Raw genomic sequence first — 13,218 nt, forward strand, 5'->3', positions numbered from 1 at the left:
CAGCACCGCCCCTGAAAAGAGGGCCCCGCCTTTCCACGAGGACGGCAAGAGAGGCAACCTAGGGGTCGGGGCGCCCGCGGGCAGCAGCACATCGAGCGCGCGCTGGAAGACGTCCGCCGCCAGGCCGCCCGGGACCTCCACCGGCCGCCCCTCGGAGGCCACCAGCAGATGGGCGAGCGCATGGCCGGCCGCCGCCTCCCACCGCGGACTCCACGACCAGTAGTGGCCCGGTCCCGACGGTCCGCCCCAGGTGGCGATCGGCTCGAACAGCGGTGTCTCCTCCCCCTGCTCCACCAGCTCCGCCCAGGAGAGGGGCGCGGCGGGCGCACCACCGCCGGGGTCGACGGGGATCCGGCGTACGGCGTCCGGATCGAGCCGCACCATCTGCCAGAGCGAGCAGTCGTCGACCCTGGCCGCCACGGGCAGGTCGCAGCTCTCGCAGGCCATATTGGGCCCGTCGGCGCCGTCGAGTCCGCAGCAGGCGCCGCCGCGCTTCTCGGGAATCAGCCGGGTCCCCCGGATATCGCCCGGCGCGATGACAGTCGCCCCGGGCGTTCCGTCGGACAGGGCGTGGACCGGCGCGTGGATACCGCGCGCCGCCGCCTCGGCCGGATCGATCCCGGCCCACAGCCGCCGCGGCCCGCCCCAGGGGTCCGGGTCCACGGCGAACTCCCCCGACCGCATGAGCACCGGGAGCTGAGCCCCGTTGCCGTACTTCTGACGGGCGTGGACCGGCAGGGCCACCCGGGACAGCGGGACGGTCAGCTCGGCACCGCAGCCCGCGCACACAAAGACGAACAAATACCCTCCAGCCGGGAAACAGACGCATCCTCGCAGCTCGGCGCAGTCCGGCCAACGCGTTTTCACCCACCGCCGCGGGAGCGGCTCCCGCCGCCGGACCGCCGCGGCTCCGCCGTACCCGGTCACCTGCGGGTGAAGCCGCGCCGTAAGCCCGGGATCACCCCCGGGCCCGGTGGGACGATCAGCACACCGTCCGACGACCGGACGGAACAGCGCCGAACGGTGTTACGGAGCAGAGGAGTCGGGTGCGATGCGGTGGACCGTCCACGGTGAGCGGCAGATCTACACCAACCCCTGGGTGAACCTGTGGCTGGTGGACGTCGAGCAGCCCGACGGCCACCGGTTCGACCACCATGTGGTGCGCATACGGCATCTCGCGGTGGCCGCCGTCGTGGACGACCGGCGGCGGGTGCTGATGATGTGGCGGCACCGGTTCGTCACCGACACCTGGGGCTGGGAGCTGCCCATGGGGCTGATCGAGGCGGGTGAGACACCGGAGCAGACCGCCGTACGGGAGGTGGAGGAGGAGACCGGCTGGCGGATCTCGGCGATCAAGCCGATGCTCTACGCCCAGCCCGCGAACGGGATCACCGACTCCGAGCACTTCCTCTTCCGGGGCGAGGGCGCGACGTACACCGGGCCGCCGGTCGAGCGGAACGAGACCGACCGGATCGAGTGGATCCCCCTCTCCGAGATCAGGGGCATGATCGACCGGCGCGAGATCGTCAGCGGCGCCACCCTCAACGGGCTGCTCTATCTGCTGCTGGACGAGGCCGGAACGTTCTGACGGCCCGTCCGGGACGGCCCGATATCACGTGTCCGTACCGCCCCTCTTGAGCGTTCACATTCACCCCTCCGGTAACTTGCACCCCAGTTGTTGCGTTACACATCAAAAATTCAACTTGGGGAGGGTCCGTGGGGGCGGGGAAGAGACGGTTGTGGTGGGGCGGCGGCGCGATCGCGGCCGGGGTCGCCGGTGTGCTGGTGATCCAGAGCGTCGCGGGCGGACCGACCGGCGGTGGCGAGGGTGGCGGCGGGAAGAACGCCGTATCCGGCTCGCCGCGTACGGAGGCCAGGGCCGCCGGTCTGGAGATCGCTGCGGACGGCACCTCCGCCACGCTTCCCCGCCGGGACACCGAGCCCTTCAGCATGCTCGGTGTGACCTGGACCGATCCCGCCGCGCGGATCACCGGCTCCGTCGAGGTGCGGACCAGGTCGGCGGCGTCCGGGAAGTGGTCGCCGTGGCGTCAGCTGGAGGGCGAGCACGCCCTGCTGGGCGACGCCGGGGGCCGCGGCGGTACGGACCCGGTCTGGGTCGGCCCGTCGAAGGGCGTCGAGGTACGGGCGAAGGCGGGCGGCCAGGAGACGAGGCTGCCCGCCGGGCTGCGGCTCGACATGGTCGACCCGGGTACCGGTTCGGTGACCGCGATGGAGCCCGCCGCGTACGCCCGCCCGCTGGCCGACACCGAGACCGGCCCGGCGACCGGCGGCGGAACCGGTACGGAGACCGCGCCCACGACGGAGACCCCGCCCGCCGCGACCACCGAGCCGACCGCCCCCGCCGGAACCCCGGACCCGACGCCGTCCACCGAGCCGCCGGTGCCGCAGCCCACGGGCTCCCCGGCCGCCTCGCCGGACCCGACACCGTCCGCCACCGCGCCCACCACCGCACCGACCGTGGCACCCACCCCGACACCGGGACCGCCGTCGACCGCCCCGCGCCCGCCGATCACCACCCGCGCGGGCTGGCAGGCCGACGAGTCGATGAGCCCCGAGGCCCCGGCCTATCTCCCCGACGACCGGGTGAAGGCCGTCACGGTCCACCACACCTCCGAGACCAACGCCTACACCTGCGACCAGTCGCCCGCGATCGTCCGCGGCCTGTACGCGTACCACGTCAAGGGACGCGGCTGGAAGGACATCGGCTACCACTTCCTGGTCGACAAGTGCGGCACCGTCTTCGAGGGCCGCAAGGGCGGCATCGACCGGCCCGTCGTCGGCGCCCACGCCTACGGCTTCAACGCCGAGACCACCAGCGTCTCGATCCTCGGCAACTTCATGCAGACGTCCCCGCCGCAGGCCGCGCTGAACTCCGCCGCCCGGGTCGCCGCGTGGAAACTCGGCCAGTACGGGGTCGACCCGACCGGCACCACCGTCCTCACGGCGGGCGCGGCGGGCGGCAACCTCGCGGGCCGCAAGTGGGCCCAGGGCGCCCGGCTGACCTTCCCCACCATCCACGGCCACGGTGACGTCTACGCCACCGAATGCCCGGGCAAGCTGACCTTCCCCCAGCTCAAAACGGTGCGCGAACTGGCGGGCGGCGCCGTGTCCGGACTGGCCGTCGGCTCCGTCACCGGCGGCGGCACGGTCGGCACCACGACCTATGTGAAGAACACCGCGACCGTGAACTGGCGGGCCACCACCCCGGCCGCGCTGATCGGCAAGTACGAGGTCCTGGTCGGCGGCAGGGTCGCGGCGTCCCTCCCGGGCACCGCGACCTCCGCCAAGGTCACCCTCGCCCCGGGTGTCCACCGGGTCGAGGTCCGCGCCACCCATATCTCCCGCAAGACCGTGACCTCCGCGCCCCGTACCGTCGTCGCCGACACCACCGCGCCCGCCTTCACCACCCGGCCTTCTATCGCCCTGCGCGCGGGCACGGCCGGCGCCACGTCCGTCCCCGTCACCCTGGGCTGGAAGGCCGCCGACGCCCGCGCCCTGAAGGACGTCCGGCTCACCGGCCCGACCGCCGCCGTCTACGGGCCCGCGACGACCGCCGCGTCCCTCACCGCCAAGCCGGGCGCGGCCACGACCTGGGCACTGACCGCGTCCGACCAGGCGGGCAACACGGCCTCGGCGTCCGTCGCCGCGACCCCGGTAATCCTCCAGGAGTCCCAGGCGGTACGGACCGGTTCCTGGACGACCAAGTCGGCCTCGGGCTACCTGGGCGGCAAGTCGTACAGCAGCTCCACCAAGAACGCCTCCCTGACCTGGTCCTTCTCGGGCCGCTCGGCCGCCTGGGTGGTCTCCCGCGCGGCGACCTCCGGCCAGGCGTCGATCTATGTGGACGGCAAGCTGGCCAAGACGGTCGATCTGCGGTCCACGACGACGAAGTTCCGGGATGTGATCTGGAGCCAGACCTGGTCGACCAGCGCCCGGCACACGGTCAAGATCGTCGTCACCGGCACGTCCAAGCGCCCCACGATCACCACGGACGGCCTGATCTACCTCCGCTGACCGGCCGCGGGCCCCGATCTCTGCCCCCGGGCCGCGCCCAGCGACCTGATGTTGTCGGCAGCCCGCGGCCCGGTGGTGGGCTTGTCTCGCAGTTCCCCGAGCCCCTGGGGTGCCTTCCTGACCGCCCTCGGAGAGTGGGGCCCCTTTCCCAGGGGCGGGAAGCTGAAGAGCATTTAGGGGCGCGGGGAACTGCGCGACCAGCCACGACGGTGGTGCAGACCGCCGACAACATCAGGACGCCGGGCGAGACCCGGGTAGTTCAGGCGGCAACCCGGAGGGCCAAGGCGCTGGGGGTCCCCCCATTGCCGAAGGCATAGGGGGCGGAACTGCGCGACAAGCCACGACGGTGGGGCGGGCCGCCGACAACATCAGGGCGCCGGGCGAGACCGGGGTTCGGGACGGCACCCCGGAGGGCCTGGCAACGGCCACAGGCGGGCGTCAGCAGGGCGTCGGGACCGGAAGCAGCGGGCTCTTGTTGCGGCGGAGCCACTGGCGGTACGCCGTCGAGCCCTCGGCCGCGTCGCGGTACGCCGCCTCCAGGTCCTCGTACACCCCCGCGTTCCGTTCCGCTTCGTCCGGGCCCGTGACCAGCAGCAGCCGGACCGCCAGCGGGTCGCCGCGGAGCGGCCGTACGGCCATGTCGTCGCGCGGGTCGGAGGTGGGCTGGCAGGGCGCGACGCCCTCGCCGACGGCGATCAGCGCGGCGGCCGTGTGGTAGTCGCCGTGGAGGAGTTGGGGGTCTATCCCGGCGGCGGTGAGGACTCTGCGTACCCCTTCCCATTCGCCGTCGACGGTGGGGTCGACGATCCAGCGGTCTCCGGCGAGGTCGGCCAGGTCGACGACGGCCGCGGCGGCGGCCGGGTGGTCCCGGGCCATGGAGACGAACTGCGGTTCGCGTTCGATCAGGACCCGGACGGCGAGTCCGGGCGGCACCGTCAGCGGTGAGCCCTCCACCTCGTGGACGAAGGCGACGTCGAGTTGACCGGCGGCGACCATCCTCAGCAGGGCGTTCGGCGAGACGTCCATATGGAGGGAGATATCCGTGCCCGGCAGCCTGCGGCGGAGCCGTCCGAGCCAGCCGGGCAGCGCGCGGCTGGCGGTGGACCCGATCCGCAGCCGGGGGCCCCGGGACCGGGCGGCGGCGGCCTTGGCCTCCGCCACCAGGGCGCCCATCTCGGCGACCAGGGGGCGGGCCCGGCTGAGTACGGCCCGGCCGACGGGCGTCGGCCGGCAGCCGCTGCGCTGCCGGGAGAACAGCTCCGCGCCGAGGGAGTGCTCGATCCGGCGCAACTGGGTCGTCAGCGACGGCTGGCTGACGCCCAGTCGGCGGGCGGCCTTGTGCAGGCTGCCCGTGTCCGCGATGGCGCACAGTGCGCGAAGGTGTCTCACCTCGAGCTCCATGACTGGAGAGTAGGACCGGGCCGCCCGGCCACACCAGACGCACAGTCCCGGCGCACCGCCACAAAGACCGGCAAAGAAAAACAACAAACGGAATCCCCTGGACCGGATAGCGGACAGCGACGGTGACCGTCCCGGGGGCCGGTGTGAACGGTCGCGTACGGCTGTGTGAACCTGGGTCGAACAGCCCCGGCACTATCCCGGCGCGGCCCCGGAACAGCTCTTCGCGGCCCGGCCGGTCCATGTCCCGGCCCGGTTCGGGACGGTCGGCGATTCCCCTGGCGACCGGCGCCCGAGCGGCCCCGTACGACAGACCCGTACGACGGCCCGAGCATGGCCGTACGCCCCGGAACGCCCGCCTCCGCCACCGAGGCGGAATGCGCCCGACGGGCCGGTGATAGCCGGGTGTTATCGCCGGTTGGCATCATCCCAAGCAGGGGTGGTTCCTCGAAACTCCGTACCGAACCCGTTCAACGGACGAGTAGGAGCCCCCCATGCGTCACCCCCGATCCGTCCTCGCCGCCGCCATCGGTGTCGGCCTCGCCGCGGCACTCGGCGCCACCCCCGCCACCGCCGCCGACTCCTCGGCCGCCCCCACGGCCGATTCCGCAGGTCTCTCCGTCACGGCCAAGGCGCTCACCGCCGCCTGGGAGTCGTACGAGGGCTCGGGCGAGGACGCCCGTGCCACCGAGGCGTTCTTCAAGGCGGTCCAGAAGTCCGTCGCCGAGAAGCGCGCCGCCAATCCCGGCGCCCGCGCGGTGACCGTCACGTACAGCGCCGCCGGCGCGCCGTCGTTCCGCAGCCAGATAGCCCGCAGCACCCAGGTGTGGAACGGCACGGTCGCCAATGTCCGTCTCCAGGAGGGCCCGAACCCCAGCTTCACCTACCGCGAGGGCAATGACCCGCGCGGCTCGTACGCCAGCACCGACGGCCACGGTCGCGGCTTCATCTTCCTCGACTACCGGCAGAACCAGATCTACAACTCCAACCGCGTCACGACCCACGAGACCGGCCATGTCCTCGGTCTGCGGGACAACTACCGGGGCCCGTGCAGTGAGCTGATGTCCGGCGGCGGCCCCGGCCCGTCCTGTCAGAACGACATCCCCAACTCGGCCGAACGCAACCGGGTCAACCAGCTGTGGGCCAACGGCTTCGCGCCGGTGAACCGCAACCGGTAACGGATCCGGCCGGCCGGAACCGGCCGGAACCGGCCGGGAGTACCGTCGGCGGTCGGGCTACCGGCCGTCGCCCCGAGGTCCCGCGTCCGGGCCGGGTACCGGTGAAACCCGGTCCCGGACGCGTCCGGCGCCCCGCCGCCGCTGCGGCGGGGCGCCTCCCCGCAACACCCACTCGGCCGTACGGCTCCGGGCCCTCCGCCGTCCGGAAGCACCCGCGCCCCGGACGGCGTCATACGTCGGCTGGTGCCCGTACCCCCAGTTCGGCGCCTTGCGGCAGCTGTCGCTGCAACCGGTCCAGCGCGTCCTCGAAGTCGCCCCCGGCGACTCCGGCCTCGAAGGCCGCCCCGCCGTAATGGAGCGTCAGATTCAGATCGGCCCGGTCGAGCGATCCGTCCGGCCGGGGCTCGCCGAGCGTCAGCAGACAGCTCAGCGTGGCCCGGTGGACCGTTCCGTCCGCATGGACGGGAAGCGGCATGTCCCACTCCAGTACACAGGACGAGAGCAATCCCCCGGTCCCCGCGGCCTCCAAGGCGGCGAAGGCCGCCCCCTCGTACTCAACACCCCTGATGCGCGTACACAGTTGCCGTCCGCGCGCCGCGATCGTGACCGCTTCCGCGCCCCGCCGATCGCGGTACCAGCCCGCCCAGACCTCAGTCGACTCCGATGACATGGCGCGGACTGTAGCGCTACGCGGGCCGGGGGCGTGCATCCGGGATACCTCTTCGGCCCCTTCGGACCGCTACGACCTGCGAAAGCGGGCCGGATCAGGGGGCGCGAACGTCGCTCGCGCCCCCGTTGTCACAGGGGTTCAGCCGGTACCGACGGCCGGGGCGTCCGCGGGGCCGTCCGCGGCGGTCTCCTCGAGCCCGGCATAGGCGGCGCACTCCCGGTTGTGGCACGGCCCGGGACCCCACAGGGGCACGAAAGTGCCCATGGTCTTGTGCCGTCGCATCTCCGTGGCCACCGGTTCACCGCACGCCGGGCAGCGGAACTCCGCCTGCGGGCTGTGGACGGTGCCTCGTCCTGTAGTGCCCATGCGTCCAGCATAGGCCGGTGGCCCGGGGGCGGCACGGTACGGCGGCCCGGGGCCGCGGCGGTACGGAGAGCGGAGACCCGGCGGCCCTCCGCTCACCGGGACCTTCGGGTCACGAACTCCGCCAGCGCCAGCAGATCCCCCGCCGCCGCCAGGTCCGGTACGGCCCGCGACAGCTCGTGCACGGCCCGCGCCATCCGCTCCGACGCCTGGAACTGGGCCCAGTCCCGGCCGCCCGCCCGGTCCACGGCGTCGGCGGCCAGCGCCACCGCCGACGGTGACATATGGCCCCGGTAGAGCCCGGCCAGCTCGGCGGCGGCCGGGGTCCCCGACGTCAGGGCCGCCACGACCGGCAGGCTCTTCTTGTGCGCGACGAGATCGGCACCCGCGGGTTTCCCGGTCCGCCCCGGGTCCCCCCAGATCCCGATCAGATCGTCGATCAGCTGGAACGCGAGACCGGCCTCCCGCCCGAAGGAGTCCAGGGCGTCGGTCTCCTCGGCCCCGGCGCCCGCGTACAGCGCCCCCACGGCGCAGGCGCAGCCCAGCAGCGCCCCGGTCTTGGCGGTCGCCATCGCCACGCACTCGTCCAGGGAGACCTCCTCCGGGGCGCGCTCCTCGAAGGCACAGTCGGCCTGCTGCCCGCCGCACAGCTCGATCACACAGTTCGCGATCCGTTCGGCGGCGGCCCCGGCCGCCGGATGGCCGTCCTCGGCCAGGAGCCGGTAGGCGAGGGCCAGCATGGCGTCCCCGACGATGATCGCGTCGGGGGTGCCGAAGACGGTCCACGCGGTGGGGCGGTGTCTGCGGGTGGGGTCCTCGTCGATCACGTCGTCGTGGAGCAGGGTGAAGTTGTGCACCAGCTCGATCGCGGCGGCGGCGGCGACCGCGCGTTCCGGGGCGGCGCCGAACGCCTCGGCGGCGGCCAGGACGAGCGCCGGCCGGATCGCCTTGCCCGGGGACCCGGCGGCCGGGCTGCCGTCGGCGTTCTCCCAGCCGAAGTGGTAGAGGGCGACCCGGCTCATGGGCCCCGGCAGCGACCCGAGGGCCGCGCGCAGCCGGGGGTCGACGACCGCCCGGGTCCGTTCGAGCAGGTCGAGGGCCTCACGGCCTTCGACGGTCTCGGAAATGCTCACGTACGGGGTCCTTTCCACGCGGACGGTGTCCCGGCCGACGGTTCGGGGCACGCCCGGGACACGGGTCGTACCCGGGTACGGCCCGGGGGCGGTATGCGGCGTTACGGCCCCGGAGGGGGACGTACGGGGTACGGGGTGACCGCCCGGGCGGTCAGCCGGGAGCCCGGCCGGCGCACCGAGGGGCGTCCGGACGACGGCTCCGGAGGCGGCGTTACGGGGGTACGGCGCCGGGGTCGGGGCGCGGGGCGGCCGGGGGCGGCCCTGCGACGGCTGACGGCCGACGGGCGGTCGGCGGCGACCGGGGCCGCGGACGGCGTACGGGTTACCCCGGCGCGGCCGGGCCGACGGCGTCCCGCAGACCAACCGGACCAACCGGACCAACCGACATCGATGCTTCCTCTCGTCACCGCGTGCGGCCCTCGGACCGGCGCACGGCGGACACCCGCCGGAACCGTCCGGTCCGCACGGCAAAAAGCTTCCAGCGGGTGAAGTCGCAACGCCATTACACGAATTGATGGGACTAGTTCCACGGACCCTGGGCACACCCCGGAGAAAAGGGCAATCCGCCAGGTGGGGCGATCGCGGATGACCGATTCGGATCGCACACGATCCGAACAGCGGCGCTCTGTCCAGTGACCCGGTTAAGTAGGCTGATACGGAATTCGACGTACCCGATCTCCGTCCGGGCGGGCCGTTCCGGCTGATTCCTTCCGGCGAACCCCTTTCCGGTCCCGGATCTCCCGTCTCAGGTCTGAGATGTCCGGCGGCCGCTCGTCGCGAGGGTCCCGGGGCGTTGTCCACAGGCCGGGGCCGGGGTCGCCGGTGCCGGTCACAATGGGGTCATGCACCCGGAAGCGCTCGACCCCGCCGCCCTGCGGCCCCGGCTGCCTTCGCCGCTGGTGGCCGTCGAGGACGAGCGCTTCTCGCGGCACGGCGTCCGGCTGCTGCTCAAGCGGGACGATCTGATCCACCCCGATCTCCCGGGCAACAAATGGCGCAAGCTCGCACCGAATCTGCGGGCCGCCGCCGGACGCCCCCTGCTGACCTTCGGCGGGGCGTACTCCAACCATCTGCGGGCCACGGCCGCCGCCGGACGGCTGCTCGGGGTGACGACGATCGGCGTGGTCCGGGGCGACGAGCTGGCCGACCGCCCGCTGAATCCGTCGCTCGCCCGGTGCGCCGCCGACGGGATGCGGCTGGTCTTCGTCGACCGGGGGACGTACCGCGCGAAGGACGATCCCGCCGTGCTCACCGACATCGTCGCCACAGCGACCCGGGACGCGCCTTCCGGCGCCGGTCCCGCCGGGGTCCGCGTCATACCGGAGGGCGGGAGCAACGCGCTCGCCGCCCGGGGCTGCGCGGAGCTGGGGCGCGAGCTGCGGGGCGCGGCCGATGTGGTCGTGGTCGCCTGCGGCACGGGCGGCACCCTCGCGGGCCTGGCGGCCGGCCTCGGCCCCGGCCAGCGGACCCTGGGCATCCCGGTACTGAAGGGCGGCTTCCTCGGGGCGGAGGTGGAGCGCCTCCAGCACGAGGCGTTCGGCGGGCGGCGCGGCGAGTGGTCGCTGGACGACCGGTTCCACTGCGGCGGCTATGCCCGTACGCCGCCCGAACTGCTCGCCTTCGCCACCGATTTCGAGTCCCGCCACGGCCTCCCCGTGGAGCGGCTCTACGTCGCCAAGGCGCTGCTGGCCCTGACGACCCTCACAACGGAGGGAGCGTTCCCCCGCGGCACCACCCTCACCGCGATCATCACGGGCACCCCGCAGTAACGTCCCGCGTCCGGACCGCGCCCGCCTGTGGCTGGTCGCACAGTTCCGCCCCCCATGCCTTCGGCAACCCGGTTCCGCCCGGCGACCCGATGTCGTTCCCGGTCTGCGGACCGTCCGTGGCTGTTCGCGCAGTTCCCCGCGCCCCCAGGTTGCCTTCCTGATCGCCCTCGCAGCGAGGCGGGCCCCCTTCTCAGGGGCGGTGCCGGGGAGAGCTTTTAGGGGCGCGGGGAACTGCGCGACCAGCCACGACGGTGGTGCGGACCGCGAACAACATCAGGTCGCCGGGCGCGGCCCGGGTAGTAGGCGGTGCCCCGGAGGGCCAAGGCGCTGGGGGCACAGGGAGCGGGACTGCGCGACCAGCCACACACGGTCCGCAGACCGCGAACAACACCAGGCCACCGCACGGCACCCGATCCCCCCACCGCGCCGGAGGCGATCAGTCGTCGCGGTAGGCCGCCGCCTCCTCCAAGTCCAGGCGGAACAGCAGCGCCCGCATCATCTCGTCGTCGATCCGGCGTTCGTCGCGGAGTCGGACGAAGACCGCGCGCTCGGCGCCGATCATCTCCCGGGCCAGCCGCCGGTACGTCTCGTCCGCGGACTCGCCGGTGTGTTCGTTGACCGAGCCGAGCCGTTCCCAGACGGAGTTGCGCCGCCGTTCCATCACGGTCCGCAGCCGGTCCTCCAGCGGGCCGGGGAGGGCGTTGCGTTCATCGGTGAGCAGGGCGTCGAGCCGCCGGTCGGCCGCCTCGGACGCCTCGTTCTGGGCCTCGGCCTCGGCGAGGGTCTGGGCGTAGGCGTCGGGGCGCGGCAGCCGGAGCGCCCGGATCAGGGCGGGCAGGGTAAGTCCCTGGACGACGAGTGTGCCGATCACCGTGGTGAAGGTCAGGAAGAGGACCAGGTTCCGGGACGGGAAGGGTGCTCCGGACGCGGTGGTCAGGGGGATGGAGAAGGCGATCGCGAGGGAGACCACGCCCCGCATTCCGGCCCAGCCGACGATCAGGGGCGCCTTCCAGGTCACGCCCGGTTCGCGGGCCCGGATCCGGGCGGAGAGCCGCCGGGGCAGGAAGGTCGCGGGGAAGACCCAGAGGAACCGTACGGCGACGACGAGGACGAAGATCCCGACCGCGTACGCCAGGGCCTGTGCCACTCCGTAGTCGCCGAGGCCCCGCAGGACGTAGGGGAGTTGCAGTCCGATCAGGGCGAAGACCACGGATTCCAGGAGGAAGGCGACCATTTTCCAGACGGCGGCCTCCTGGAGCCGGGTGGCGAAGTCGACCTGCCAGGCGCGGTGGCCGAGGTAGAGCGCGACCACGACGACGGCGAGTACCCCGGAGGCATGGACCTGTTCGGCCGCCGCGTAGGCCGCGAACGGGATCAGCAGCGAGAGGGTGTTCTGGAGCAGGGGTTCCTTGAGCCGGGTCCGCAGCCAGTGGATGGGCACCATGAGCAGCAGCCCCACGGCGACCCCGCCGACGGCGGCGACGGCGAACTCCCCGAGGCCGCCGAGCCAGCTGGCGCCTTCGCCGACGGCGGCGGCGACGGCGACCCGGTAGGCGGTGATCGCGGTGGCGTCGTTGATCAGCGATTCGCCCTGGAGGATGGTGGTGATCCGGTGCGGCAGTCCCAGTTTGCGGGCGATCGCGGTGGCGGCGACCGCGTCGGGGGGTGCGATCACGGCGCCCAGGACCAGGGCCGCCGTCAGCGGCAGCTGCGGGATCAGCAGATAGGCCAGCCACCCCACGGCGAGGGTGGCGAAGAGGGTGTAGCCGAAGGAGAGCAGGGCGACGGGCCGGATGTTGGCCCGCAGATCGAGATACGAGCTCTCCAGGGCGGCCGTGTGCAGCAGCGGCGGCAGGATCAGCGGCAGCACGATATGCGGGTCGAGGGCGTACTCGGGCACCCCGGGGACGTAGGCGGCCAGGAGCCCGGCCGTGACGAGCAGCAGCGGCGCCGGTACGGGGGTACGGCGGGCGGCCCCGGCCACCGCCGCGCTCGCCGCGACCAGCCCCACCAGGGACAGTGCCTCCATGCCCGGTTCTCCGTCCGTCGTCCGTCCGGTCGGGATCGGCGGTCGGACCGCTCGACGGGAAGCCCCGGCCCGGGCGCCGTAATCTGGCCATCATGAGTGAGTGTCCGCATACCGCGGCGCTGCCCCGCCCGGAGCCCGCCGCCCAGTCCGAAACGTGCCCGGAATGCGTGATCGCGGGCGTACAGCCGGTTCATCTGCGGCTCTGTCTGGAGTGCGGCCATGTCGGCTGCTGCGACTCCTCGCCGCTGCGGCACGCGACGGCCCACTTCCGGGAGGCCGGTCATCCCGTGATGCGCAGTTTCGAGCCGGGCGAGGACTGGCGCTGGTGCTTCGTGGACGGCGCCCTCGTCTGAGCGGGGCCCGTACCGCCCCCGTCCTGGGGATTCACCAGTTCGAACGGTGGGTACGTCAACCCTCCCCCCGGTACCTGGAATTGCGTCCCGCAGACCACTAGCCACTGTGCGTACTCATATGCCTACCATGAGTGACAGTAACTCCGGGGGGCCCTGCGACAGGGCACCATGGATCGCGATAGCGTCGCCGGGCCGGTACCCGGCCGCGCGTTCGTCGCGTGAGCCCCCGTCGTACCGGAGCGCGTACCGACGGCCCCGGGATCCGCCCCGCGGGCCCCGATAGAGCATGT

Annotated in this window: 11 protein-coding genes; 5 read left to right on the forward strand and 6 right to left on the reverse strand. The window is 73.1% G+C overall.

All coding sequences use genetic code 11. From position 1 onward, the window contains the following. A partial coding sequence (locus AB0G74_RS28935) for a hypothetical protein (RefSeq protein WP_361152015.1) occupies window positions 1-801 on the reverse strand: 801 nt, incomplete at its 3' end. A gap of 250 nt (window positions 802-1,051) precedes the next feature. Between AB0G74_RS28935 and AB0G74_RS28940 the strand changes: the two genes are divergently transcribed. Next, window positions 1,052-1,588, forward strand: coding sequence for an NUDIX hydrolase (locus AB0G74_RS28940; RefSeq protein WP_361152017.1), 537 nt, complete (start codon window positions 1,052-1,054; stop codon window positions 1,586-1,588). A gap of 128 nt (window positions 1,589-1,716) precedes the next feature. Continuing rightward, a complete protein-coding gene (locus tag AB0G74_RS28945) occupies window positions 1,717-4,035 on the forward strand; it encodes a peptidoglycan recognition protein (protein ID WP_361152020.1) in 2,319 nt (772 codons plus the stop codon). A 438-nt stretch (window positions 4,036-4,473) separates the two neighbouring features. Here AB0G74_RS28945 and AB0G74_RS28950 read toward each other — a convergent pair whose 3' ends face one another. After that, complete coding sequence (locus AB0G74_RS28950) at window positions 4,474-5,436, reverse strand: LysR family transcriptional regulator (RefSeq protein WP_361152022.1); 963 nt, start codon at window positions 5,434-5,436, stop codon at window positions 4,474-4,476. 491 nt (window positions 5,437-5,927) lie between these two features. Here AB0G74_RS28950 and snpA point away from each other — a divergent pair, with 491 nt between their 5' ends. After that, a complete protein-coding gene (gene snpA, locus AB0G74_RS28955) occupies window positions 5,928-6,611 on the forward strand; it encodes a snapalysin (protein WP_361152025.1) in 684 nt (227 codons plus the stop codon). A gap of 229 nt (window positions 6,612-6,840) precedes the next feature. Here the strand turns inward: snpA and AB0G74_RS28960 are convergent, their stop codons facing one another. The 3 genes from AB0G74_RS28960 to AB0G74_RS28970 form a co-directional block, all read right to left on the reverse strand. Then, window positions 6,841-7,281, reverse strand: coding sequence for a DUF6304 family protein (locus tag AB0G74_RS28960; RefSeq protein ID WP_361152028.1), 441 nt, complete (start codon window positions 7,279-7,281; stop codon window positions 6,841-6,843). Between the two features lie 138 nt (window positions 7,282-7,419). Continuing rightward, window positions 7,420-7,647, reverse strand: a complete 228-nt coding sequence (locus AB0G74_RS28965) for a hypothetical protein (protein WP_361152031.1) — start codon at window positions 7,645-7,647, stop codon at window positions 7,420-7,422. A 92-nt stretch (window positions 7,648-7,739) separates the two neighbouring features. Then, entirely contained in the window at window positions 7,740-8,777 is a 1,038-nt protein-coding gene (locus AB0G74_RS28970) for a family 2 encapsulin nanocompartment cargo protein polyprenyl transferase (RefSeq protein WP_361152033.1), read from the reverse strand. Between the two features lie 842 nt (window positions 8,778-9,619). Here AB0G74_RS28970 and AB0G74_RS28975 point away from each other — a divergent pair. Beyond that, the gene (locus AB0G74_RS28975) at window positions 9,620-10,546 is read left to right on the forward strand and encodes a pyridoxal-phosphate dependent enzyme (protein WP_361152035.1); all 927 of its coding nucleotides are present in this window, start codon (window positions 9,620-9,622) and stop codon (window positions 10,544-10,546) included. 436 nt (window positions 10,547-10,982) lie between these two features. Here AB0G74_RS28975 and AB0G74_RS28980 read toward each other — a convergent pair whose 3' ends face one another. Next, window positions 10,983-12,575 carry a Na+/H+ antiporter gene (locus tag AB0G74_RS28980; RefSeq protein ID WP_361152038.1) on the reverse strand — a complete coding sequence of 531 codons (1,593 nt, stop codon included), beginning with the start codon at window positions 12,573-12,575 and terminating at the stop codon, window positions 10,983-10,985. Window positions 12,576-12,667: 92 nt separating this feature from the next. Here AB0G74_RS28980 and AB0G74_RS28985 point away from each other — a divergent pair, with 92 nt between their 5' ends. Next, entirely contained in the window at window positions 12,668-12,928 is a 261-nt protein-coding gene (locus AB0G74_RS28985) for a UBP-type zinc finger domain-containing protein (RefSeq protein WP_361152040.1), read from the forward strand. Window positions 12,929-13,218 lie beyond the last annotated feature (290 nt).

Origin of the sequence: Streptomyces sp. NPDC020875 (assembly GCF_040641415.1) — a bacterium.
Lineage (GTDB): Bacteria > Actinomycetota > Actinomycetes > Streptomycetales > Streptomycetaceae > Streptomyces.

Coding starts and splice junctions, on each gene's coding strand:
- AB0G74_RS28940 (WP_361152017.1), top strand. CDS start 1,052: ATGCGGTGGACCGTCCACGGTGAGCGGCAGATCTACACCAACCCCTGG.
- AB0G74_RS28950 (WP_361152022.1), bottom strand. CDS start 5,436: ATGGAGCTCGAGGTGAGACACCTTCGCGCACTGTGCGCCATCGCGGAC.
- snpA (WP_361152025.1), top strand. CDS start 5,928: ATGCGTCACCCCCGATCCGTCCTCGCCGCCGCCATCGGTGTCGGCCTC.
- AB0G74_RS28960 (WP_361152028.1), bottom strand. CDS start 7,281: ATGTCATCGGAGTCGACTGAGGTCTGGGCGGGCTGGTACCGCGATCGG.
- AB0G74_RS28965 (WP_361152031.1), bottom strand. CDS start 7,647: ATGGGCACTACAGGACGAGGCACCGTCCACAGCCCGCAGGCGGAGTTC.
- AB0G74_RS28975 (WP_361152035.1), top strand. CDS start 9,620: ATGCACCCGGAAGCGCTCGACCCCGCCGCCCTGCGGCCCCGGCTGCCT.
- AB0G74_RS28980 (WP_361152038.1), bottom strand. CDS start 12,575: ATGGAGGCACTGTCCCTGGTGGGGCTGGTCGCGGCGAGCGCGGCGGTG.
- AB0G74_RS28985 (WP_361152040.1), top strand. CDS start 12,668: ATGAGTGAGTGTCCGCATACCGCGGCGCTGCCCCGCCCGGAGCCCGCC.